The sequence below is a fragment of the Streptomyces sp. NPDC002467 genome (genome assembly GCF_042889825.1).
In the GTDB taxonomy this organism is placed as follows: Bacteria; Actinomycetota; Actinomycetes; order Streptomycetales; family Streptomycetaceae; genus Streptomyces.
The window spans coordinates 1-23,051 of record NZ_JBIARJ010000041.1; the positions used below are offsets into that span (position 1 = coordinate 1).

General features: G+C 74.9%; 17 protein-coding genes and 1 pseudogene. 5 read left to right on the forward strand and 13 right to left on the reverse strand.

What is annotated here, in order from left to right; all coding sequences use genetic code 11:
- The 4 genes from ACFYYJ_RS41060 to ACFYYJ_RS41075 form a co-directional block, all read right to left on the reverse strand.
- A partial coding sequence (locus tag ACFYYJ_RS41060; RefSeq protein WP_279617129.1) for a biotin carboxylase N-terminal domain-containing protein occupies positions 1 to 98 on the reverse strand: 98 nt, incomplete at its 3' end.
- Positions 99 to 109: 11 nt separating this feature from the next.
- Positions 110 to 343 (reverse strand): acyl-CoA carboxylase epsilon subunit, encoded by a 234-nt coding sequence (locus ACFYYJ_RS41065; protein WP_385131845.1) that lies wholly within the window; start codon positions 341 to 343, stop codon positions 110 to 112.
- Positions 340 to 1,959 (reverse strand): acyl-CoA carboxylase subunit beta, encoded by a 1,620-nt coding sequence (locus tag ACFYYJ_RS41070; protein ID WP_389140044.1) that lies wholly within the window; start codon positions 1,957 to 1,959, stop codon positions 340 to 342. The genes ACFYYJ_RS41065 and ACFYYJ_RS41070 overlap by 4 nt, the downstream gene beginning before the upstream one ends.
- Positions 1,956 to 3,494: an MFS transporter gene (locus tag ACFYYJ_RS41075; protein ID WP_389140047.1), complete on the reverse strand. Its 1,539-nt coding sequence runs from the start codon at positions 3,492 to 3,494 to the stop codon at positions 1,956 to 1,958. Before ACFYYJ_RS41075 ends, ACFYYJ_RS41070 begins: the two co-directional genes overlap by 4 nt.
- 346 nt (positions 3,495 to 3,840) lie before the next feature.
- Here ACFYYJ_RS41075 and ACFYYJ_RS41080 point away from each other — a divergent pair, with 346 nt between their 5' ends.
- Positions 3,841 to 6,294, forward strand: coding sequence for a LuxR C-terminal-related transcriptional regulator (locus tag ACFYYJ_RS41080; protein ID WP_389140072.1), 2,454 nt, complete (start codon positions 3,841 to 3,843; stop codon positions 6,292 to 6,294).
- Between the two features lie 108 nt (positions 6,295 to 6,402).
- Here ACFYYJ_RS41080 and ACFYYJ_RS41085 read toward each other — a convergent pair whose 3' ends face one another.
- Positions 6,403 to 6,597, reverse strand: a complete 195-nt coding sequence (locus ACFYYJ_RS41085; RefSeq protein WP_385364111.1) for a hypothetical protein — start codon at positions 6,595 to 6,597, stop codon at positions 6,403 to 6,405.
- 256 nt (positions 6,598 to 6,853) lie between these two features.
- Here ACFYYJ_RS41085 and ACFYYJ_RS41090 point away from each other — a divergent pair, with 256 nt between their 5' ends.
- Positions 6,854 to 7,762, forward strand: coding sequence for a LuxR C-terminal-related transcriptional regulator (locus tag ACFYYJ_RS41090; RefSeq protein WP_385131856.1), 909 nt, complete (start codon positions 6,854 to 6,856; stop codon positions 7,760 to 7,762).
- Between the two features lie 188 nt (positions 7,763 to 7,950).
- A complete protein-coding gene (locus ACFYYJ_RS41095; protein WP_385364113.1) occupies positions 7,951 to 8,802 on the forward strand; it encodes an AfsA-related hotdog domain-containing protein in 852 nt (283 codons plus the stop codon).
- Here the strand turns inward: ACFYYJ_RS41095 and ACFYYJ_RS41100 are convergent.
- The 8 genes from ACFYYJ_RS41100 to ACFYYJ_RS41135 are packed head-to-tail and all read right to left on the reverse strand — an operon-like array spanning position 8,782 to position 19,835.
- On the reverse strand, positions 8,782 to 9,642 hold the full coding sequence (locus tag ACFYYJ_RS41100) for a 4'-phosphopantetheinyl transferase family protein (RefSeq protein WP_385131889.1): 861 nt from the start codon (positions 9,640 to 9,642) through the stop codon (positions 8,782 to 8,784). The genes ACFYYJ_RS41095 and ACFYYJ_RS41100 overlap by 21 nt on opposite strands.
- A 2-nt stretch (positions 9,643 to 9,644) precedes the next feature.
- On the reverse strand, positions 9,645 to 9,890 hold the full coding sequence (locus ACFYYJ_RS41105; RefSeq protein ID WP_385364114.1) for an acyl carrier protein: 246 nt from the start codon (positions 9,888 to 9,890) through the stop codon (positions 9,645 to 9,647).
- Entirely contained in the window at positions 9,865 to 11,793 is a 1,929-nt protein-coding gene (locus ACFYYJ_RS41110) for an HAD-IIIC family phosphatase (protein WP_389140054.1), read from the reverse strand. The genes ACFYYJ_RS41105 and ACFYYJ_RS41110 overlap by 26 nt, the downstream gene beginning before the upstream one ends.
- Positions 11,790 to 12,839 carry a 3-oxoacyl-ACP synthase III family protein gene (locus ACFYYJ_RS41115; protein WP_385364116.1) on the reverse strand — a complete coding sequence of 350 codons (1,050 nt, stop codon included), beginning with the start codon at positions 12,837 to 12,839 and terminating at the stop codon, positions 11,790 to 11,792. Before ACFYYJ_RS41115 ends, ACFYYJ_RS41110 begins: the two co-directional genes overlap by 4 nt.
- A complete protein-coding gene (locus ACFYYJ_RS41120; RefSeq protein WP_389140058.1) occupies positions 12,836 to 15,835 on the reverse strand; it encodes a beta-ketoacyl synthase N-terminal-like domain-containing protein in 3,000 nt (999 codons plus the stop codon). Before ACFYYJ_RS41120 ends, ACFYYJ_RS41115 begins: the two co-directional genes overlap by 4 nt.
- Positions 15,832 to 16,122 (reverse strand): acyl carrier protein, encoded by a 291-nt coding sequence (locus ACFYYJ_RS41125; protein WP_385131869.1) that lies wholly within the window; start codon positions 16,120 to 16,122, stop codon positions 15,832 to 15,834. The genes ACFYYJ_RS41120 and ACFYYJ_RS41125 overlap by 4 nt, the downstream gene beginning before the upstream one ends.
- A gap of 42 nt (positions 16,123 to 16,164) precedes the next feature.
- Positions 16,165 to 17,919 (reverse strand): acyl-CoA dehydrogenase, encoded by a 1,755-nt coding sequence (locus tag ACFYYJ_RS41130; protein WP_389140062.1) that lies wholly within the window; start codon positions 17,917 to 17,919, stop codon positions 16,165 to 16,167.
- Positions 17,916 to 19,835: a fatty acyl-AMP ligase gene (locus tag ACFYYJ_RS41135; RefSeq protein WP_389140065.1), complete on the reverse strand. Its 1,920-nt coding sequence runs from the start codon at positions 19,833 to 19,835 to the stop codon at positions 17,916 to 17,918. The genes ACFYYJ_RS41130 and ACFYYJ_RS41135 overlap by 4 nt, the downstream gene beginning before the upstream one ends.
- Before the next feature lie 211 nt (positions 19,836 to 20,046).
- Between ACFYYJ_RS41135 and ACFYYJ_RS41140 the strand changes: the two genes are divergently transcribed.
- Positions 20,047 to 22,782: a BTAD domain-containing putative transcriptional regulator gene (locus ACFYYJ_RS41140; RefSeq protein ID WP_389140068.1), complete on the forward strand. Its 2,736-nt coding sequence runs from the start codon at positions 20,047 to 20,049 to the stop codon at positions 22,780 to 22,782.
- A 90-nt stretch (positions 22,783 to 22,872) separates the two neighbouring features.
- A pseudogene (locus ACFYYJ_RS41145) lies at positions 22,873 to 23,051 on the forward strand (methylmalonyl-CoA mutase); the annotation flags it as partial.

The following is a 23,051-nucleotide window of genomic DNA, read 5'->3' on the forward strand; positions in this document are numbered from 1 at the left end:
TCGGCGTAGACGGCTACGCTCGCGATCCCGGCGTCCCGGCAGGCCCGGGCAACGCGGACAGCGATTTCGCCACGGTTGGCGATGAGCACCTTGCGGATTCCGCCGGTCGTCACGACACCCACGCTCCCGGTGTCCGATAGGCGCCGGCGGGCTCCTGCCAGCGGGTGCGGCCGCGCTCGGCCTCACGGCGGTCGTCGGACGACGTACCGCCCGCGCCGGGTGCGAAGCGGGCGGCGAGCACCGCGGCGAGCGCCGCGACGTCCTCGCGGCTCGGGTTGCCGCCGGTGATCCGCAGGGAGGCCAGCGCCAGTTCCACCCCGGCTCCGGGGTTCGCGGCCGTCACAGCGGGAGGTTCCCGTGCTTGCGGCCCGGCAGCGGCACGTGCTTCGTGCGCAGCATGGCGAGGGCGCTGATCAGCCGGGTGCGGGTGTCGGCCGGGTCGATGACGTCGTCGACGAGGCCGCGTTCGGCCGCGTAGTAGGGGTGCATCAGCTCGGTCGTGTACTCCTGGATCTTCTGCGCGCGCATCGCCTCGGGGTCCTCGGCGCCGGCGATCTCGCGGCGGAAGATGACGTTGGCGGCGCCCTCGGCGCCCATGACGGCGATCTCGTTGCTCGGCCAGGCCAGGGCGACGTCCGCGCCGATCGAGCGGGAGTCCATGACGATGTACGCGCCGCCGTACGCCTTGCGCAGGACGAGCGAGATGCGCGGCACGGTCGCGTTGCAGTACGCGTACAGCAGCTTGGCGCCGTGCCGGATGACGCCGCCGTGTTCCTGGTCCACGCCCGGCAGGAAGCCGGGTACGTCGACCAGGGTGACCAGCGGGATGCTGAACGCGTCGCAGAACTGCACGAAGCGGGCGGCCTTCTCGCTGGACTGGATGTCGAGGACACCGGCGAGGGCGGCGGGCTGGTTCGCGACGATGCCGGTGACGTGGCCGTCGAAGCGGGCCAGGCCGCACACGACGTTCTGCGCCCACTGGCCGTGGACCTCGAAGAACTCGCCGTGGTCGACGACCTCCTCGATGACGCGGCGCATGTCGTACGACTGATTGGGCTGGGAGGGGACCAGGTCCAGCAGGCGTTCGCAGCGGCGGTCGGCGGGGTCGTCGGCCTCGGCGGTGGGCGGGAGTTCCCGGTTGTTCGAGGGGAGCATCGACAGGAGGTAGCGGACGTCCTCCAGGCAGGACTCCTCGGTGTCGTAGGCGAAGGCGGCCACCCCGGAGACCGAGGCGTGCACGTCGGCGCCGCCGAGGCCGTTCTGGGTGATCTCCTCGCCGGTCACCGCGCGGACCACGTCCGGGCCGGTGATGAACATCTGCGAGGTGTCCCGGACCATGAAGACGAAGTCGGTGAGGGCCGGGGAGTACGCGGCGCCGCCGGCGCAGGGCCCGAGCATGACCGAGATCTGCGGGATGACGCCGGAGTTGCGGACGTTGCGCTGGAAGATGCCGCCGTAGCCCGCGAGGGCGGAGACGCCCTCCTGGATACGGGCGCCCGCGCCGTCGCAGAGGCCGACGATGGGGGCGCCGGCGGCCTCGGCGAGGTCCATCACCTTGTGGATCTTCTCGGCGTGGGCCTCGCCGAGGGCGCCGCCGAAGATCCGGAAGTCGTGGGCGTACGCGAAGACGGTCCGGCCGTGGACGGTGCCCCAGCCGATGACGACGCCGTCGCTGTGCGGCTTCTTGTCCTCCAGGCCGAAGCCCGTGGCCCGGTGCCGGCGCAGGCCCTCGATCTCGACGAAGGTGCCCTCGTCGAAGAGGAGGGTGACCCGCTCACGGGCCGTCAGCTTGCCCTTGGCGTGCTGGGCCGCGGTGGCGCGGTCGCTGGGGCCGCGGAGCACGTGCTCCTGGAGGGCGCTCAGCTCCGCCGTGCGTTCGCGCAGGCTGGGGAGCGGGAGCGGCGGGGGCGTCGACGGGCGCTCCGTGGTACGGACGGGCCTGTCCTCGACGATGCTCAATGAAGGCCACCTTTCGACGCGGGTGCGCCAGCGGGCCGGCTGGCGCGCCACAGAGGTTCGGCGGACTCCCTAAAGCCGGGCTTGCGCGCTCGGCCGAGGGCGTGGAGCAGTACGAGCCCCGCGGCGGTCAGGAGGGCCGGGAGTACGGACATGCCGGCGAGCACGCCCCGTTCGGCGGCGGCGGACTGGGCCGCGGAGCTGCCGGTGTCGGAGGGGACGTAGCCGGTGAGCTGGAGGAGGAGGGCGAAGAGGAAGGGGCCGAGGGCCATGCCGAGGGCCTCGCCGCCGCTGAAGAGGCCGGAGAGGGTGCCGGCGCCGGAGCGGTCCTTCGCGGCGCACTCGGTGAGCATCGCGTAGAGGAGGAGCAGCTGGCCCGCGTGGCCGACGCCGGCCAGCAGCAGGGCGGCGGGCGCCCACCAGGCGGGGGCGCCGGGTGCGGCGACCAGGAGGAGGCTGCCGCCGGCGAGGACGGCGGAGGCGGCGGTGAGGGCGGCGCGGTTGCCGCGGCGCGCGGCGATACGGGTCCACAGCGGGGTGCCGAACAGGTTCGGCGCGACGAAGGCGGCGACGAGCAGCGGGGTCGTGTCGGGTGCGTCGAGGACGTGCTCGGCGAAGTACGGGGCCGCGGCGAGCAGGCACCCGGTGGCGATCACTTGCACGGTGGCGCAGGCGAGGAGAGCGGCGAAGCGGCGGTTGCCGCGCAGCAGTTCGGGAAGCCGACGGAGCGCTGCGCCCGCGGCGGGCTCAGGGCCGGCGGGCACGGGGCTCGACGCGGCCGGCGCGGGAACGGGCGCGAGCGGTGCGGGGAACGGCGCGGCCTGCGCGGAAAGCGGCCCGGCTGGTGCGCCGGCCGGCCCCGACGGTGCGGGAACCGGCACAGACGGTGCGGGGACCGGCCCGGCCGGTGCGGCGGCCGGTGCGGCCGGTGCAAGGGACGGGTGGGGTTGGGTGGTGAGGTGGACCGCCAGGGTCCCCAGGGCCATGACCGTGGCGCCGAAGAGGGCGGCCCAGCGGTGGCCGGGCAGGCCTCCCCCGTTGGCCTCGACCAGGGCCGGGGCCGCGGCGCCGACCAGGAGGGCGGCGACGGCGATGCCCGCGACGCGGCTGCCGACGAGCCGCATGCGGTCCTCGGGGCTGTCGGCGAGCTCCGCGGGCAACGCGGCGAACGCGGTCTGGAAGAAGGCGAAGGCGGTGGCCGTGAGCAGGAAGCCCAGCGCGGTCCAGGCGACGCCCGCGCCGCCGGCCGCCGGGCCGGACAGCATCAGGCCGAGGCCCGCAGCGGCGGCCAGGCCGCCCAGCAGGAGGTGGGTGCGGCGGGCCCCGCTGCGGTCGGCGGCGCGCCCGGCGGCCGGGGCCAGGACCACGGCCCAGGCCTTGGGGACCAGGACGACGGCGCCGGCGAGCACGGCCCCGGCGCCGAGGGTGTCGGTGAGGTAGGGCAGGAGGAGGAGGCCGGGCAGCGTGGTGTACGCGCCGGTCACCAGTGATCCGCAGCCGTACCCGATGCGGGTGCGGGTGCTGCGCGAGGCGGTCATTTGTCAACGGCTCCCGGAAGTGGGCGGGGTGGTCGGTATCACGCCCGAGGGTGCGGGGCGGAGAACCCGAGTACCCGTTCGGGTTTCTCCTGACGCGACCCCAGCGAATTGGCAGCGGCTGTCGGTTCCGGAATCCCCGGAACTCCCGGCGCGGTGAAAGCCGAACTGTCGCCGGTCGTACTGATGCGCGTGTGGGGGATTTCCCCGACACGGTCGCCCCGGTCGAAAACACCCCCCGCAGTTCTTGCCTGGCAACGTGTGGACAGCGCGTTCTCCTTGGCCGGGAGGGGGCGATCGGCGAATCTCGGAGTCGGCCGACGAACGTGGAGGGACCCCGGTGCACCACATGCCTGCCCCGATGCCGCCGGCCGGGGTACGTGCCCGCGAACTGGCCTTCCTCAGAAGGCAGTTGAGGATCGCCCGCCAGGGAGCCCAGTTCGTCCGGGTCAGCGGCGAGCCCTGGTCCGGCAAGACCCACCTGCTGCGGCAGTTGGCCGAATCCGCGCACCGGGACGGCTGGACGGTGGCCTTCGGGCGGGCCCCGCGCGGTGGCCGCTCCCACCCGTACGACGTGCTGGTGGACGCGCTGGACGACGAGCTGGCCCGGGCGGACGGAGCCCTGTTCGAGCGGCTCGGACCGGCGGCCGCGCGCCGCCTGGCCGTGGTCTTCCCGTCGCTCGGCACCACGGGCGAGCGGGAGCCGGACGACTACGGGACCGTGCGCGCCCTGCGCGCCCTGCTGACCGAACTCTCCGCCGGCGGTGGGCTGTTGCTCATCCTGGACGACGCCCATCGGGCCCGCCCCGAGGTCGTGGAGTTCGTCGAGCACGTGGTGCGCCACCCGCCGGACGGCCCGGTCCTGACGGTCCTGGCGCACCGCTCGGGTCCGGCCGGCGGCCCGCTGGCCTCGATGGCCCACGAAGCGGGCAACCTGCGCCACGTACGTCTCGCGCCGCTGTCGGAGGCCGAGGCCCGCTCGCTGTTGCCGGCCGCCCTGGACCCGCGGGCCCGGGCGCTCGTACTGCGGGACGCGGCGGGCGTGCCGGGGCTGGTGCGGGCCCTGGCGGCGGAGCCGGCTCCGGGTCTGTACGGCGTGGGCGAGCTGACCACGGGGGAGCCGCCGGCCGGGGCCGGGGCCTCGGTGGGGGCCGTGGACCTGCACACCCTGTCCTCTCCGGGCTGGCGCACGGCCTGCGCGGCGGCGGTGCTCGGCGATCCCTTCACGGTCGGGGCCCTCGCGCGGACCGCCGGGGTGTCGCTCGCGGAGGTGGAGCGCGGGCTGGACGAACTGCACGCGGAGGCCGTGGTCGTACCGGTCCCCGGGACTCTGCGCTTCCGGTTCGCCCGCCCCGCCGTACGGGCGCTGGTGCACCACGCGTCCGGTGCGGGCTGGCGGCGCGAGGCCCGGGCCCGGGCCGTGGCCGCGCTGCGAGAGGAGGGCCCGGGCCCGTGCTCCCCGGCACTGGCCGCGCACCTGCTGGACGAGGACGGCGCGCTGTCGGAGGAGGACGCACGGGTGCTCCTGCTCGGGGCCCGGGCCTGGCTGTTCGTCCAACCGGCCCGCACGCTGCGGGCCCTGGACCGGCTGGCGGAGTCCGCCGGGCGGGTGCCGGCGGGCCTGTTGCTGCTGCGGGCCAAGGCCCTGCTGCTCGCGGGGCGGGCGCGGGAGGCCGCCGGCGTCCACGAGGAGGTGTGGCCGCGGGTCCACGAGGCGTGGGAGGACGGCGGCCGGGCGGACGCGGTGCTGTGGCGGGCCCGCACGCTGCGGATGCTGGGCCGCCGCGCGGAGGCCGCCGAACTGCTGGCCGGGGCCGGCGAGTGGGCGGCCGGGCCCGGACCGCTGCGCGAACGACTGGCCCTGGCCCTGGCCCTGCCGGCGGGCACCCCGACCGACGGGACCCCGGAGCACCTGGAGGGCCTGGCGGACCTGGCCGAACTGGCGGGCCTGGCCCGACTCGCCGCACTGGCGGGACCGACGGCCCCCGCCGACCCGCCGGATCCTGCGGATCCGCGCGACCCCACGAGGGCGGCGCGCCCCACGGCCCCGGGCGGACCTGTCGGTACGGCCGGCCCCGAGGGGCGGGTCGGACCTGCGGGGGCGGCCGGGTCCGGGGGCCCGGGGGGTGCGTCGGCCGGACGACGGCCGTCCGCCGAACTCCTCCCGGCCGCCCGGGTGCACACCCTGGCGCTGCTGGCCGCCGGGCGGGTCGCGTGCGGTGACGGCCCCGGGGCCGCGGCGGCCGCCGATGCGGCGGCGGAGCTGCTGGAGGGACTCGGCCCGGCCGACATGGCGGCGGAGCTGGAGGCGCTGTGCCTGCTGGGCGGGGCGGAGCTGGGCCTGGGCCGGGTCGGCCGGGCGGAGGCCCGGTTCGCGTGGGGGCTGCGCGCGGCGCTGGAGTTCGGCCAGGCCCATCTCGCGGGGAGCCTGGCCCTCGGGCTGGCGCGGGCCGGGTCGGCGGCGGGCGACGAGGCCTCGGCCGCCGAATACCGGAAATTCGGCGGTGCAATGCTCGCAGTCCATTCGAGCGGAGCCCCGGGGAATTCCGTGCGGACCACGGAGGAGATATCGGTGGTGAACCGGAAGGAACTTCCGGGAAACGGCCGGATGTTCCTCCTGAGCGAACGTGAGCGGGAAATAGCGGGACTCGTCGGATCGGGATACACGAATCAGCGGATGGCGGCCCGGCTCGATATCAGCACGAAGACCGTCGAGACGTACATGAGCCGCATATTCAAGAAACTCGGGGTGCGTTCGCGTGCCGAAGTGGCACACATGGTCGGGCAGAGCGGCGGGCGCTAGATTTCACCGGCTCCTCACAGGCGGGCCACGGAAACGACAGCGCCCCGCCGTCCAGCCATGACGGCTGGTCGGCGGGGCGGAATACCGCGTACCACCTGGCGGTGCGGGTCAGGGGCAGAGGAGGGTCCACCGGTCGTCCAGGGGGCAGATCACCAGTTCAGCATCGATGCTCACGCCGGCGGCCTCGACCTTGACCCGCTCTTCCGGAGTTGATGCTTCCGCCAAGCCCATTCCAAGACTTCCCCAAATGCCGAGTGTGACGAGCAATCCCGAGAACGCGCGCTTCGCCGTCGCCTTGTTCATCTCTACCCCCTGTGGACATCCGTGCGGTGCGAGGTACACACTGCCAACCTCCTCAAGCGAGTTCCAAGCGAAACGCGATGTCGTAAAGTGGCCTGGCAACTAGTTCCACTGGCTACGGGGGAGTAGCAACTAGATGGCCGGAGAACCGCTTTTTTCACCGCACTCCGAGGACTTCGACGACAGCTGCGCCATTGCATATCAGCACGCCGTGACCCACGGCCGGTACACACGGCAAGGAGTCGCCGAGGCGTTGGGGATGAGCCTGGCGGAGGCGACCCGGATCGAGAACGTTCTGCAGTCCCTGAGCCTGTTGCGCCCGATGCCCGGCGAACCGGGCACTTTTGTCCCGGTCAGCCCCGACGCGGCCGCCGCCGACCTCCTGGGTCCCACCGAGACCCAGATCCGCGAGCTCCAGCAGGCCGTCACGGACGTGCGGACCCGGATGCGGGCGCTCGAACCCGCCTACTTCGAGAGCCGCCAGCGCCGCAACCAGGCCGAGGCCTTCGACATCATCAGTGACATCGGCGTCCTGCAGGCGATGCTCAACGACTGGGGGGCCCGCTGCCGTACGGAAATGCTCACCGCGCAGCCCGGCGGCCCCCGGCCCGCCAAGTCCCTGGACGACGCGCGGCCGCTCGCGCTGACCCGGTTGGCGCGCGGGGTGACGATGCGCCACCTCTACCAGCACACCGTGCGCAGCGACCTGGCGACCACCGCGTACGTGCGGGCGGTGACGGCCTCCGGGGCGGAGGTCCGTACGACGGACCAGTTGATCGACCGGATCGTCATCTACGACCGGGAGATCGTCTTCCTCCCCGAGCAGAACGTCTGCGGCCGGATCCCGGGCGCGGTCGTGGTGCGCGAGCCGACGCTCGTGGCCTTCCTCTACAAGGTGTACGAACACCTGTGGGCGGCGGCCACGTCCTTCACGCCGGGCGCGGAGGAGCCGACGGCCGTCACCGATGACCTGAAACGGTCGATCGTCAGGCTGATGGCCCAGGGCCACAAGGACGAGATGGTGGCACGCCGGCTGGGCATGTCCGTGCGGACCTGCCGCCGCTACATCTCCCAGATCATGGAGGAGCTGGAGTCCACCAGCCGGTTCCAGGCGGGTGTGAGCGTGGCCGCGCGCGGGATGCTCGACTGGGCGGAGGACATGCCCTGAGGGCGAGGCATTACGTGCCCGGCCACTAGCTGCCATCGGAGCCGGCTGGATCCGTGCCCTCGCGCCCGGCACCCTGAATCGGGCCGAGACCGGACCCGGTCCGGCGGGAAGGGGGGTGGCGTGTGCGCAGTACGGCGGTCCGTCATCTGATCCACCGGCCGAGGTCGTGGCAGCATCCGGTCCCCGCGGTGCCGGACACCGAGGAGGAGTTCGTCCTGGTCGGCGAGGTGTCGGCCGGGGAGCGGCGGGGCCGGCGGTTCCACGAGCTGCCGGACGTGGTCGGCGTGGTCCGGGAGGCCGCCGAGTTCATCGGGCGCTGCCACTTCGCCGTGAACCCGGACCGGGTGGCGGTCTTCTACCGCTTCGGGCTGTGGGCGGACGACGTGACGGCCCTGCGCCGCGGATCGGCGGCGGGCCGGCTCGACGTACGGCTGCGCGTGCGCCCGGACAAGGTCGTGGACGGGGTACCGCGCGTCCTGGAGTTCCGCCTGGCGATGGAGATCGACGGGATCCCCTGCGGCGCGGGCGAGGCCAGTCTGGTCTTCCTGGCTCCCGGGGTGCACACCAACCACCGCCGTCACAGCCGGGCGGCCCTGCTGGGCGCCTCCGGCGCGACGGCGGCGGACGACGCGGGTGCCGGCCCCCTCGTGGACCCCGCCGACGTCGGCCGCGGCGACCTCCGTGACGTGCTGCTGCGCAGCCCCGGGACGGCGGACGGGCGGCTCGCCGTGGAGGTCGTACTGCCCCCGCCGGTCGACGGGGAGATCCCGGCACGGGTGCTGCTGGAGGCCGTACGGCAGGCCTCGCTGCTCACCGCCGGGCGGGCGCACGGGCTGGGGGCCGGACGGATCACGCTGGCCTCGCTGCGGGCGCACTTCCGGGGCTACGCGGAACCGGACCTGCCGCTGCGCTGCGCCGCGGTGTGGGAGCCGCTCGGCAAGGACGGGGCGGGGCGGCGGCTGGCCCCGATCGCCCTCAGCCTCATCCAGGCCGACAGGGCCGTCCTGGAGGCCACCACCTCAGTGGTCGAGGACCTTTGACCGCCGTTCATGTGCCCACTCCCCCTCCAGTGCCTCGCCCAGCGCGGCCACCACGTCGGCGTCGAGCATCGTGGTGATCTCCGCGTCCACGGTCCGGCCGAGGCCGGCGTCGTAGACGGCGGCGCTGACGCAGAACTCCAGGCCGTCGCTGACCAGGAGGAAGGTGCGGAAGGACCATTCGTCGCCGGCGCCGGGAGTGCCGTCGGGGCGGTGCACCTGGGTGGGGCGGCCGTCGGGGCCGAAGCCGAACTCGGTGAACCGGAACTGCATGCCCTGGCCGATGGCCTTGCTGTAGGCCTCCTTCAGCGTCCACAGCCGCACCAGGCTCGGGTTGCGTTCCTCCTCGGGCAGTTCGGAGACGATCAGCCGCTCGTGGGGGGTGCAGATGTGCCGGTCGAGGCCGCGGCTGTAGATGCGCCGGTCGGACAGTTCGGCGTCCACTCCGACCAGGCCGCGGGTGGTCAGGCCGACCAGCAGCAGGTCGTCGGTGTGGCTGAGGCTGATGTCGATCTGGTCGCAGCCGCGCAGGTGGGGGCGGCCGGTCGGGCCGTACATGAGCTCCAGGTCCTGCGGTTCGGCGCGCAGCGCGGCCGCCGCCGCGTGCTTGAGCAGCAGTCGGGAGGCGGCGAAGCGGTCGCGTATCTCGTCGTGCGTGATGTCGCGGTAGCGGGCCCAGTCCCGCCCGAGGGCGGCGCGCAGCGTGCCGGCGTCCGGGTCGGCCGGCCGCCAGTCGGCGAGCCGGCCGTGCACGAGTGCCGTGCCGTGCGCCGCGAGTTCGGTGCGCACGGTGGACCAGTTGGTGCCCGCCACGGTCACGGCGAGCGGGTCCCCGATGGTCATGCTCACGGGGCGACCACCAGGGCGTGCACCTCGGCGAGGCTGCGGGCCTGGAGCACCGGGGCGACCGGGACCGGCCGGCCGGTGGCCCGTTCGGCGAGCATGACCAGGCGCAGCAGGTGCACCGAGTCCCAGGCCTGGAGGGTGTCGAAGTCGGCTGCGGCCTCCTGCGGGGTGAGGTCGAGGCCGAGTTCCTCCCTGACGAGGGTGAGGAACCGGGCCAGCTCAGTGATGTTGCAGGTGGTGTCCATGGACCGTCCCTCCGAGTCGGGCGTCGAGGGTCAGGTGACCCGGTACGGGTGGCAGCGCGGCCAGCGTGTGCCGGAACCAGACGCCTTCGTCGTCGGTCCCCGGTTCGCGGGTGAAGCCGAGGGACGGGTAGAAGCCGCTCACCTTCGCGTTGGCGCGGGTGGGCCGGTACCGGGCCCGTACGGCGTCCAGGCGTTCCGCGTGCGCGTGGGCCAGTACGGCGGCCAGGCAGGCGTCCTCGATGCCGCGGGCCAGGGCCCGGCAGCTGAGGAACACGTTGTCCACGGCGAGGGTGTCCCCGTCGCGGCGGGTGAAGAGGGCGCCGACGAGCCCGCTGTCGCCGAAGCGGTCGGCGACGCGGACGGCGAGGACCCGGTGGCCCTCGGCGGCGGCGAGGGCGGCGACGCGGTCGGCCTGGACCCGTTCGCCGGTGAGGTTGAACTGGTTGGTGCGCAGGGACAGCTGCGACAGCCGGCGGATCTCGTGCGGTTCGGGCGGTGAGAGGCTGACCTCGATGCGGAGCTCCGCGAGGTAGTCCTCGTACGAGGTGCTGCTCGCGCGGAACTCCTCGCGGGCGGCGGCCTCCCGGTAGCGGACGGTGCGTCGGGTGTCGTCCTCGGTGACCTGCGGGGTGTCGAACCAGCCGTCCCGGAGCAGCGCGTGCAGGTGCAGGGCCGGTTCGGCGCCGAGCGGGACCACGGCCGTGCCGGGCAGGTGGCGGCGGACCAGGGCGCGTTCGGCGGGCGAGTCGTCGAGGAAGACGAGTGCGTCGGGCGAGATGCCCAGGCGCCGCGCGATGGCGTCGAGGTTGCCGTCCTTGGGTTCCCAGTTGGCGTGGACGGCGACGAAGTCCGCGGGGCGCAGGGTCATGTCGGGGTGTCCGGCGAGCACGTCGGCGACCGGGCCGGGGTCGTTCTTGCTGCTGACGGCGAGCAGGACGCCCTGGGCGGCGAGCTGTTTGGCGACGCGTTGGACCGCCGCGTAGGGCTCGCCGATCAGGGTGCCGCCGGCGGCGATGCCCTCGGGACCGTCCTCGCCGAGGATGCCGCCCCACAGGGTGTTGTCGAGGTCGAGGACGAGGCACTTCTTGGCGAGGCCGGTCCGGGAGCGCAGGACGTGGGCGGCGTCGCGGGCGTAGGCGGAGAAGAGCTCGTCGGTGAAGGGCGAGCGGGTGTAGAGGGCCAGGCGGGGGTCGGTGGCCGGGCCGGTGGAGGCGATGACCGGGTCGAGGTCGAGGACGACGACGGCGGGGTGGGCCTCGGCCAGGCGCAGCAGCCGGGCGTTGAACTCGCGCCACACGGCGCCGAGCCGGGCGCGCCGGCCCTGGTCGACGAGTTGCTGGGCGCAGTGGCGGGGCAGCGGCAGCGTGTTGAGGACGAGGGTGCCGGTGCCGTGGGCGGTGTGCGCCTCGGCGACGAGGGTGAGGCGGTCGGCGAGTTCCTGGCAGGCGCTCTCGGCGTCGTCGGGTCCCCAGGGCAGCGGGAGCCGGCCGAAGACGGCGTCCGCGTCCATGACGCACAGGGTGAGGTCGGGGCGGGCGGCGCGCAGTTCCCCGCCGGGGTCGGTGAGGTCGCGCAGGTAGGCGCCGTGCGTTCCGTGGACGAGGCGGGCGAGCAGTCCGTGCCGGGCCAGCTCGGCGGTGAGCGGGTCGGTGAGCTGGGCGAGGGTGGAGTGGCCGGTGAGGGCGACGGTGACCACGCCCGTCGTCGGATGGTCGGCGAGGACCTCGTCGGGGCCGAGCGAGTCCAGTACGCGGCCGCAGCGGCGCAGTTCGGCGAGGAGGCCCGCTTCGTCCCGGCCGGGGTCGTCGGTGATCTCGGCCAGCAGGGAGCGCACCCGGGGGTAGCGGGCGGCGAGCTGCCCGCCGGCGTGCAGCGTGCGGAGTTCCTCCAGCGGGGTGGTCACCTTGTGTCCTCCTTCTCCAGGGCGAGGCCCGCCTTGATCCACTTGCTGGACTCGACGACGAGGGCCAGGGCCCGCTCCCCCGGTCCGAGCTCGGGCACGAGGCGGTCGAGCTGGACGAACGGCAGGGCGTTGCCGGTGTTCCCGGTGTCGGCGACGCAGGAGATCTCCCGGGGCCCGGGCAGGGCGAGGTCCTCGACGATGCGCCGGGTCATCCGGCCGGAGAGTTGGGGCGGCAGCAGGAAGCCGATCTCGTCGGGGCGCCATCCGGTGGTCTCCAGGAGTTCCCAGAGGATCTCCCCTGCCATGGCGGGCACGCCCTCCTCGATGGCCTTGTAGTCCTCGTGGAGCATGCGCCGGTCCGGGTCGCGCCGGGCGGGGCCCTCCCAGTCGATGGTCTGGCCGGGTGCGCGGCCCTGTCCGGCGAAGCGGTTGAGGAGCGCGCGGACGCCGATGGCCTCGCCCTCGGGTTCGGCGCTGACGACGGCGGCGCCGGCGCCGTCGCCGAACAGCACGTAGTTGACGAGTTCCTGGGTGGGCAGCGCGGCGGCGGAGCGGGTGGGTTCCAGGAAGCGGGCGGTGACGTCCCCGCCGACGACCAGTCCGGCGCGGTGGCCGGAGGCGATCAGGGCGCGGCCGAGGTCGAGGGCCTGGACGGCGCCCGAGCATCCGGCCTGGAGCTGGTACACGGGCAGGTGGTCGAGGCCGAGCCGGTCGGCGACCTGGTTGGCGGTGGTCGGCAGCAGGGTGTCGGGGGTGGTCGTGGCCAGGACGAGGAAGTCCAGGTCGCGGCCGTCGAAGCCGGATGCGGCGAGGGCCCGGTCGGCGGCTTCGGCGCACAGGTCGGTGAGGGTGTGCAGGACCTCGCCCGTGGCGAGGTCCCAGCCGAAGTGGCGGGTGCGGGTGCCGACGAAGAGGTCGATCCACTCCTCGCTGATCCCGAAGACCTTGCCGAGGTCGGCGTTGGTGACGGGCGGTCCGGGCAGGGCGGCGGCGGTTCCGGCGATGTGGAGGGCGGCGGGCGCGTCCGTGTCCGCGGGCCGGCTCACGCGGTGGCTCCCGCGCCGGCTCCCGTACTGGCTCCCACACTGATCCACTCGCCGAGGAACGCGGCGAGCGAGCCCACCGTGCGCAGGGCGGGGAGGATCTGCTGGACGGTGACGCTGCCGGTCTGCGGCAGCCTCGACTCGACGCGGTCCTTCAGCTGCATGATCATCACGGAGTCGAAGCCGAGGTCGGCGTAGAACCGGGTCCCGGCGGCGACCCGGGCCGGGTCGTACCCGCCGACCTCGACGACGGCGGCGATCACGGCGCGCAGCACCGGGTCCTCGGTCCCGTCGTCCGCCGGGGCGGCCGGTCGGGCGGGCGGCGCGGCCTCGGACCCGCCGGGGGAAGCGGGGTCCGGGGCCGCGGGCCGGGTGGCGGCGCGGGGCGCCGGGGCGTGCCAGTACCGGTGCTCGGTGGAGAAGGCGTACGGGGCGAGGCGCTCCACGGTGCGGTGCGCGGGCTCGTACAGCTCCTGCCAGTGGGGGTCGAGCCCGCAGCGGTAGAGCGCGGCGGCGGTCTCGGCGAGGTCGGCGCCGCCCGCCTCCCGGCCGGGCGCGGGGTGCAGCAGGCGGACGCCGGGGGGCAGTCCGGCCCGTCCGGCGAGCTGGACGAGCTGCGGGCCGGGGCCGATCTCGATCAGCACGCCGGGCATGGCGTCGGCCATCAGCGCGTCGAGGGCGTCGGCGAACAGGACGGGTTCGGCGGCCTGGTCGCGCCAGTACGCGGCGTCCAGCGGCTCGTCGCCGAGGACGCGCCCGTACCGGGTGGAGGCGAAGGGGATGCGGGGCGCGGCCGGGGCGAGGCCGGCGGCGGCCTCGGCGAACCGGTCGAGGGCGGGGGACATCAGCGGCGAGTGGAAGGCGTGCGAGACCCGCAGCCGGCTGCTGCGGATGCCGAGGCCGCGCAGTTCGGCGGCGACGGCGTCGAGCGCGCCCTGGCCGCCGGACAGGACGGTGTTCCCGGGCCCGTTGACGGCGGCCACGGCCACCTGCCCGGCGACCCGCGGGAGGGCGTCCAGCACCTCCCGCACCTCGCCGGCGTCGGCCCGTATGGAGAGCATGCCGCCGCCGTCGGGGAGTTCCTCCATCAGCCGCCCGCGTACGGCGACCAGCCGGGCGGCGTCGTCCAGGGTGAGCGCGCCGGCGGCGACGGCCGCGGCGAACTCGCCGACGCTGTGGCCGAGTACCGCGTCGGGGTGGACGCCCAGGTCTCCGAGGGTGCGGAAGAGGGCGTGGCCGACGGCGAACAGGGCGGGCTGGGCCCAGCCGGTGCGGTGGACGGCCGGGTCCTCGTCGAGGATCAGGTCGCGGACCGAGCCGCCCAGGTGCGGGGCGAGCGCGGCGTCGGCCTCGTCGAGGTGGCGGCGGTAGGCGGCGCTGTCGCGGTACAGCCCGGCGGTCATGCCGGGTTCCTGGACGCCCTGGCCGCTGAACAGGAAGCCGACGGCCGGGGGGTGCCAGGCCCGGTCGGCGATCCCGGCGCGCAGCTGGGCGTCGTCGGCGGCGGCGCGCAGGGCGGCGGCCAGTTCCGCGGTGTCGCGGGCGGTGATCGCGGCCCGGTAGCCCAGGCCCGTCTTGACCCGGTTGCTGGTGAAGCACAGGGCTGCGGCGTCGCCGCGGGGGCGGCGGGCGATGGCCTCGGCCTGGCAGGCGAGGTTGCGGCGCAGCGCCTCGGGGGTGTTGCCGGAGACGGTGAAGACGCCCACGGGGGCGGCGCCGGTGCGGCGGGCGGGCGCCCGGCGTACCCGGGGGGCGCTGGCGAGGACGGCGTGGGCGTTGGTGCCGCCCATGCCGAAGCTGCTGACTCCGGCCAGGACCTCCCCGGCGGGCAGCCGTACGGGCGCCTTGAGCAGGCTCAGGCCGCGTTCGGCGAGCCGCAGTTGGGGGTTCTCGCGGGCGGCGTGGCGGCTGGCGGGCACCAGGCGGTGGTGCAGGGCGAGGGCGACCTTGATGAGGCCGGCGATGCCGGCGGCGCCTTCGGTGTGGCCCAGGTTTCCCTTGACGGAGCCGATGGCGCAGGGCTCGGGGCGCTGGACGGCGTGGAGTTCGCCGAGGGCCGCGCATTCGATGATGTCGCCCAGCGCGGTGCCGGTGCCGTGGGCCTCGATGAAGCGGATGCGGTCCGGGGTGACCCCGGCGCGCCGGTAGGCGGAGGCGACGACCTCGCGCTGCGACCACCGGTTGGGGGCGGTGACGCCGTTGCTGCGGCCGTCCTGGTTGACGGCGGTGCCGCGGATGACGGCGTACACGCGCTGCCCGTCGGCGAGCGCGTCCTCCAGCCGGCGCAGGACGACGGCGCCGGCTCCGTCGCTGCGGCCGATGCCGTCGGCGTCGGCGCTGAAGGGCTTGCAGCGGCCGTCGGGGGCGGCCAGGCCCATCTGCGCGTACACGCTGCCGAGGGACGGGGTCAGGACGAGGTTGACGCCGCCGGCGAGCGCGGTTCCGCACTCCCCCGCCAGCAGGGAGTTGACGGCCAGGTGCACGGCGACGAGGGAGGAGGAGCAGGCGGTGTCGACGGAGAGGCTGGGGCCCTTGAGGTCGAGGTGGTAGGAGATCCGGTTGGCGGCCATGCAGGAGCTGGTGCCGGCGCCGAGCTGCGGGGTGACCCGGGAGTGGTCGGCCATGTGGAGCTGGGCCCATTCGCTGCCCATGGCGCCGACGAAGACGCCGGTGTCGCTGCCGGCGAGGGCGGCCGGGGACTGCCCGGAGTCCTCCAGTGCCCGCCAGGCGCACTGGAGGAGCAGCCGGTGCTGCGGGTCCATGGCGGCGGCCTCGCGGGGCGACACGGCGAAGAAGTCGTTGTCGAAGGTGGCGATGTCCTCGATGAACCCGCCGCGTACGGAGTCGTCGAAGCCGAGGCCCTCGCGGCGCGGGGCGGGCAGTTCGCCGGTTCCGTCGCCGCCGCGGACGAGCAGGTCCCAGTAGCCCTCGGCGCCGACCGCGCCGGGGAAGACGCAGTCCAACCCGACCACGGCGACGGCGCCCGCGGTGCCCGTCACGGACGCGCCCCGCCGGCCGGCACCCGGGCTCCGCGCGAGGCCAGGTGCTGGGCCAGGGCGGCCACCGTGGGATGGTCCCAGGCCAGTGACGGGTCGACGGGGATGCCGAGTTCGTCCTCCACGTCGCCGCACAGGCTCAGCCCGCACACCGAGTCCATGCCGTACACCGCGAGGGGGACGGTCGGGTCGATGCTCTCGGGTTCCCGGTCCAGGTAGGCGGCGAGCCGGTCGGTCAGCCACCCGTACAGCGGGGCGGCCGCGCTGCGCGGCGGCGCGGGCATGGTCATGCCGGGCTCCTTCTGGTTCGTAAGGCCATGGCTGCCGGCCGGTCAGCCGGGAAGCGGGGTGTTGTAGAGGTCGTAGCTGCGCTGGTCGCCGAAGCGGGCGAGGACCTCTTGGTGGATCCGGGCCGTGCATTCGGCGGGCAGTTCGGTGCCGGGGGCGCCGAGGCGCCGGGCGATGCGGTGCAGGGCCACGGCCGCCCAGGCCGGGTCGGCGAGGAAGGGGTCGGCGGCGGCGTCGCCGTGCCGCCACACGCCGAGCACGGCCGCCGCGGCGAGCACCAGGACGTACCGGTCGGTGAGCGCGAACCAGGCGGGGCCCACGGGCGCGCCGCCGCCGGGCGGGGGCAGGGCCAGGACGCGGGTCCGCAGGTCGCGCAGTTCGTCGACCATCTGCCCGGCGAGCTCGCGCAGGGCCTGTTCGACGGGGCTCCGGCCGGTCAGCGTCGCGGCGGTCTCGACGAGTGAGGCGCTGAGGCTGTCGCGGCCGCAGGCCAGCGCGAGGTGCTCGTAGTCGAAGGGCGGCAGCGGGGCGCCGGGCCGGAACAGCGCGCCGGAGGCGGGCGGTTCGCGGAACCAGGACCGGGCGGCGAGCAGCGGCAGCTGGGGGATGATCGTGGCCTGGCAGGCGACGGTCCCGGCGTGGCCGAGGCTGACGACGGGCACGTCGCGCAGGTGCTTCTGGAAGACGCCGACGGTGCCGTCGCGGGTGTAGATCTGCGAGCCGAGGACGGTGGACAGGTCGTACATCGTGTCGCTGAGCACGCGCGGCAGCAGTGCCTTGACGGCGGCCGAGTAGACGCTGGTCTCGGCGGGGTGCAGGTGCAGGGCGCGGGTGGCGACCACGGCGAGGCAGTCGTAGAACAGCAGGTTCACGAAGGCGTTCGCCAGGGTGGTCGCGGTGTGTTCGGGGTCGACGGGGGCGCCGTGGCCCGGACCCTGGGTGCGGTCGACGAGGACGGCGGTGCGCAGACAGGTGTCGACGGCGGCGGCGACCAGTGAGGCCATCATGGTGCGGCTCATCTGGAAGGACCGCAGGGAGGTGGGGACGCCGCTGCCGAGGGGGCCCAGCAGGTTCTGCTCGGGGACCGGGCAGTCCTCGAACTCGACGGCGTCGAAGTAGCAGCCGCGCATGCCGGTGCGGGGGCGGCGGCTGGTGACCCGGTAGCGGTCGGCGGGCAGGGCGTGCGGGTCCAGCAGGAGCGCCGAGTGACTGCCGCTGCCGGGCCGGTCGTCGGTGCGGCAGAACAGCACGAGGGCGTCGGCCCGGTGCAGGTTGTTGACGACGGGCTTGGCGCCACTGACGGACAGGCCGCCGCCCGGGGCGGGCGCGGCCGCGACCTGGCTGCGGACGAAGTCGTTGGTGTGGGCGGTCTCGTGCTGGGCGATGGCCGCCTTGGAGCCGGACAGCAGCAGCTCGGCGAGCCAGGTGCGCTGGGCGGGGCTGCCGCTCATCCACACGTCGGAGGCGGCCATGAAGGTGCTCATGCCGTACCCGGTGCCGAGGGCGGCGTCGCGCCGGAAGACCGGGCGCATCACGCGCAGCAGGGTCTCGGCGGAGTCGAACCGCCCGCCGAGTTCGCGCGGCACGTACTCGGCGTTGAGACCGAAGCCGTCGAGCAGGGACTCGGCTTCCTCGGACAGCCTGGCCCGCCGGTCGGCGGCGAGCAGTTTCGCGTAGCCCGCCGGGTTGCGGGGGTCGGAGGGGTCTCCGAGGAGGCGTTCCAGCGCGGCCGCCCGGTCGTGCGGGACCGTCCCGGGGGCGGGTGTGCGCGGCCGGGGTTCGAGCGTGAGGGCGCTCACCACCGGAGGTCCCCGGTGCGGCGGACGGCGGGGGCTGCGGGCAGGCCGGCGGCGGGAGTGCCGGACGGGTCGCCGCGCAGGGCTTCGGAGCCCCGCGGGGCGTGCGCCCCGTACGGGTCGTCGTCGGCGCCCGGGCCGCCGGAGGCGGACAGCAGCTCGCGGACCGCCGGGTCGAGGACCTCGTAGAGGGAGGAGAGGCCGCCCTCCAGGAACAGCCTGCGCATCAGGGTCCGCTGGATCTTGCCGCTGGTGGTGCGGCGCAGGGTGCCGGGCCGGATCAGGACCACGTTGCCGGCGGGCACGTCGAAGTCCCGTCCGACGAGCGCCTGGACGCGGCAGGCCAGGGCCTGGAGCCGGTCCCAGTCGGCGTGCGGGGCGCGTACCTCCTGCACGATGACGAGCTGCTCGCGGTCGGCGTCCACGGTGAACACCGCGCCGTGGCCCGCGCCGAGCGCCGGGCTGACCTCGCGGACGGCCCATTCGACGTCCTGCGGGTAGATGTTGCGGCCGTTGAGGATGATGACCTCCTTCAGCCGCCCGGTGACGTACAGCTCGCCGTCCTCGACGACGCCGAGGTCGCCGGTGCGCAGGAAGCCGGAGTCCCCGCCCGCGAGGACCGCGTGGAAGGTGTGCGCCGTGTCGGCGGGGCGCCGCCAGTACCCCTGGGCGACGCTGCCGCCGCGCAGCCAGATCTCGCCGACCCGCCCGTCGGGCAGCGGCCTGCCGTCGACGGGGTCGACGATGCGCAGGTCGAAGTCCTGGTCGACGGGGCCGCTGGAGACCAGGGTGCGGCCCGCCTCGCCGGGGGCCGGGGCGCGCAGTTCGTCGTGTTCGAGGCCGGCCGGGTCGGCGGTACGGCGGCGGTACGGGCGGCCCGGTACGGCGCCGGAGACGATGAGGGTGGCCTCCGCGAGCCCGTACGCCGGGTACATGCCCTCGGCGCGCAGGCCGGCGGCGGCGAAGCGGGCGGTGAACGCGTCGAGGGTGTCGGCGCGGACGGGTTCGGCGCCGTTGAGGGCGAGCCGCCAGGAGGAGAGGTCGAGCTCGGCGAGCTGGGCGTCGGTGACGCGGCGCAGGCACAGGTCGTAGCAGAAGTTCGGGCCGCCGCCGACGGTCACCCCGTACTCGGAGATCATCCTGAGCCAGTGCACGGGCCGCTTGACGAAGGCGGTGGCGGACATCTGCACGGAGGTGGAGCCCAGCCACAGCGGGTGCAGCAGATGGGCGATCAGACCCATGTCGTGGTAGTGCGGCAGCCAGCTGCCGAACCGGTCGGCGGGCGAGGTGCCGAGCGCCCGCCCGATGGCGGCCTCGTTGGCGAGCAGGTTGCGGTGGCTGACCATGACACCGCGCGGCCGGGAGGTGGAGCCGGAGGTGTACTGGAGGAACGCCAGGTCGTCGGGGCCGGTGGCGGGCGGCTGCCAGTCGTCGGCCGCGGCCTCGCCGACGGCGTCCTGTCCCCGGCCGTCCGCGCCGATGACGTCCGAGGCCAGGACGACGACCTCGGCGCGGGTCTCCATGGCCAGCCACAGCGACACCTCGGCGGCGTTCGCCTCGTCGGTCAGGACGAGCCGGGCACCGGTGTCCTTGATGATCCCGGACACCCGCTTCAGGCGTTCGCCCCGGTCACCGGGGAGCGGGGCGGGCACCGCGATCGCGCCGGCGTAGAGGCAGCCGGTGAAGGCCTTGAGGAATTCGGAGCCCTGGGGGTAGAGCAGCAGCACCGGCTGGCCCTGCGCGCCGTGGGCGCGGAGCCGGACGGCGAGGGTGCGGGCGGCGGCGTCGAGGCCGGCGTACGAGAGCCGCTCCTCGACCGGGCCGGCGACGGTGTCGCGCAGGAAGATGTGCGCGTCCGCCTCGCCCAGGGTCTGCGCCCGATCCAGGATCAGCTCGGTGAAAGTTCGGTACTCGGTCAAGGTCGGCCCCCTCATGGTGCGCTCGGGGCAGCAGCGGAACGCGCCTCGTCCGCTCCCACCTGGGCGCCCGCATCGTCCGTTCCGCGGCTAAAGCAGGGCTTGCAGCGTCCGTGTGCGGGGGTTGCGCCGCCCGATTCAGGGGGGCGCCTGTCCGGAGCCGGGGTCGTTCGCGCGCCTAGCCTGGCGGCCGGAAACTGCCGGGGGAGGGCGCATGCGTTTTCGAATTCTGGGGCCGCTGGAGGTGGGCGGGGCACATCGCGGGGCGGGGGGTTCCGGGCTCTCGGGAGTGTCCGGCGCGTCGGGATCTTCCGGGGGGCTGACGCCGCGCGCCGCGAAGATCCGGGTGGTGCTGGCCGCGCTGCTGGTGCGGGCCAACGAGATCGTGTCCGTGGACAGCCTGATCGACGAGCTGTGGGGCGAGGAACCGCCCCGTACGGCCACCACCACCTTGCAGGTGTACGTGTCCCAGCTGCGCAAGCTGCTGGACGAGGCGGACGCGGAGTACGGTCGGGACGCGCTGGTGACCCGCGCACCCGGCTACGAACTACGCCTGGATCCGGCCCAGTTGGACCTCACCGTCTTCCAGGAGCTGCACGAGCGCGGCCGGGAGCGGATGGAGCGCCTCGAGTACGAGGCCGCCGCGCGGTTGCAGCGGCAGGCCCTGGCGCTGTGGCGCGGCCCGCTGCTCTCGGACACCCCGCACGGCCCGCTGTTGGACAGCACGGCGGTACGGCTCACGGAGGTGCGGACGGCGGCGCTGGAGCAGCGGATCCGGGCCGACCTGTACCTGGGGCGGCACCAGGCGCTCATCGGCGAACTCCAGTCGGTCGTGGCCGAGTTCCCGTTGCGGGAGGAGTTCTTCGCGCACCTGATGGTCGCGCTGTACCGGTCGGGCCGGCAGGCGGACGCCCTCCAGGTGTTCTCGCGGCTGCGGCGCGGGCTGGTGGAGGAGCTGGGCATCGACCCCGGACTGCAACTGCAGGCACTGCACCGGCGGATCCTGGCCGGGGACCCTGAGCTGCTGCGGCCGGCGGGGCACGGGGGCGCGGCGGCGGATCCGGAACCGGGCACGGTCGTCGCCGCCTCCTCCCTCGCCTCCTCGCCCGCCTCTTCTTCTCCGACCGACCGGCCTTCCGGGCCGCCGTCGCCTTCGCCTGCGTCTTCACCTGCGCCTTCGCCTTCGTCTTCGCCGGAGGACGCGGGGTACCGCGCGGTCGTGGAACTCCCCGCCCCCGACCCCCTGTTCTCCGGCCGGGAGGAGGAGCTGGGCTCGCTCGCCGAACTCCTGTCGGCGCCCGGCGCCCGGATCGTGGTCGTCAGCGGACAGGTGGGCGTCGGAAAGACCGCCCTGGCCACGGAGGCGGCGCACCGGGCGGGCGAACGGTTCCCGGGCGGCCGGCTCCTCGTACGGATGCGTCTCGACGGCCGCGACGCACGGGACGGTCGCGAGGCGGCCCTGGACGGTACGGCGCTCCTCGCCAGGATCGCCCGGCTGTACGGGGCCCGGGGCGCGCTCCCCCAGGACGTCGGCGGACTGCGCTCGCTGCTGCGCGAGCTGACGGGCGGCCGGCGCACGCTGGTGATCCTGGACTCGGTGGACCGCGCCGACCAGGTGGAGCCGTTGGCGGCCGCGCTGCCCGAGGCCCGGGTGCTGGTGACCTGCCGGCGGGTGCCGGACGGGCTGGACGGGCGGGTGCTGCTGCTCGACGTACCGGCGCCCAAGGAAGCGCGGCGGATGCTGCTGGCGGCCGCCCGGGGCGGGGCCGACGCCCCGGACGAAACCGAGGCCGCGGAGATCGTCGAGCTGTGCGGGCTGCTGCCGCTGGCGCTGCGGGCCGCCGCCCGTGCCGAGCCGTGCGCGGCGGCCCGGTTCCGGGGCGCGCCGGGGCGGCTGGCGGAGCTGGACGCGGCGGATCCCGGGTTCCTGGCCCGACTGGGTGCGGCGTACGAGGAGGCCGACGGCGCACGGCAGCGGGCGTTCCGGCTGCTGGGGCTGCTGCCCGAGGGACCCTTCGGGCTGGACTCGGCGGCGGCGGTGCTGGGCACGGACCTCGTCGGCGCGCGGGCCGCGGTGACGGACCTGGTGGCGGCCCGGCTCGTACGGGAGGAACTGCCGGGCGCCGGGCGCCCGGAGCACTACCGGCTGCCGGAGGTGCTGCGGCTGCTGGCCGTGGAACGGCTGGCCGCGCACGAGGAGTCGGGCGCGGTACGGGTGGCCACGGCCCGCCTGTGCGCCGCGTACGAGGAGGCGCTGCGCGAGGCCCGGTCGGCGCCGCAGGTGGGCGGTGTCCATCCGCTGGAGTGGCTGGCCCGGCGGCGGCCGGCGTTCGTCACGGTGGTCCGGCAGGCCTGCGGGGCGGGGCTGTGGGAGCAGACCGTACGGCTGGCCGACGGGCTGACCGGCCTGCTGGAGACCCTCGCCGAGTGGGACGACTGGGCCACCTGCCACGAGCTGGCCCTGGAGGCCGCCCAGCACCTGGGCGACGTACCGGCGCAGGCGCGGCTGCTGCGCTCGCTCGGCGACCTGGCCTGGCAGCGCCGCGAGATCCCGGCCGCGGGCGAACTGTACGAGCGGGCCCTGCTGGCCGCCGACGTCGCCGCCGACCTCCCCGAACGCAGCCGCGCCCTGACGGGCCTGGCCGACCTGCGGCTGGACGCGGGCGCGGTGGACGGCGCGGCAGCCCTCCTGTCCCCCGCCCTGGACGCGGCCGCGCAGGACCCGCGCGCCCGGTTCGAGGCACTGCGGGTGATGGGTCTCCTCGCGGTCGAGTGCGGCCGCCCGGCGACGGCCGAGGAGCACTTCGGGCAGTGCCTGACCGAGGCGGTGATCCTGGAGGACGCGCGCCTGGAGTCGTACGCCCGGCGCAGGCTGGCGGCGCTGCGGACGGCCGTCCCGGACTGCTCGGAGGTCCGACCGGGGGTGTGGCGGCTGCGGTCGGCGGCGTAGGGGCTTCGGGGTTCGGGCTTCGGGGTGGCCGCGCGTGTCCACCATCTGGCTACGGCCCCGGTTTAGCGGCCCGGCCTAGCATCCCGGGCCATGACGGTCCTGCCTGATGACGGGCTCTCCCTGGCCGCCGAGTTCCCTGACGCGACGCATGAGCAGTGGCAGCGCCTGGTAGAGGGCGTGCTGCGCAAGTCGGGCAAGGAAGCATCCGGCGAGGCCGCGGAAGAAGCGTTGTCCACGAAGCTCGAGGACGGGCTCACCACCCGCCCGCT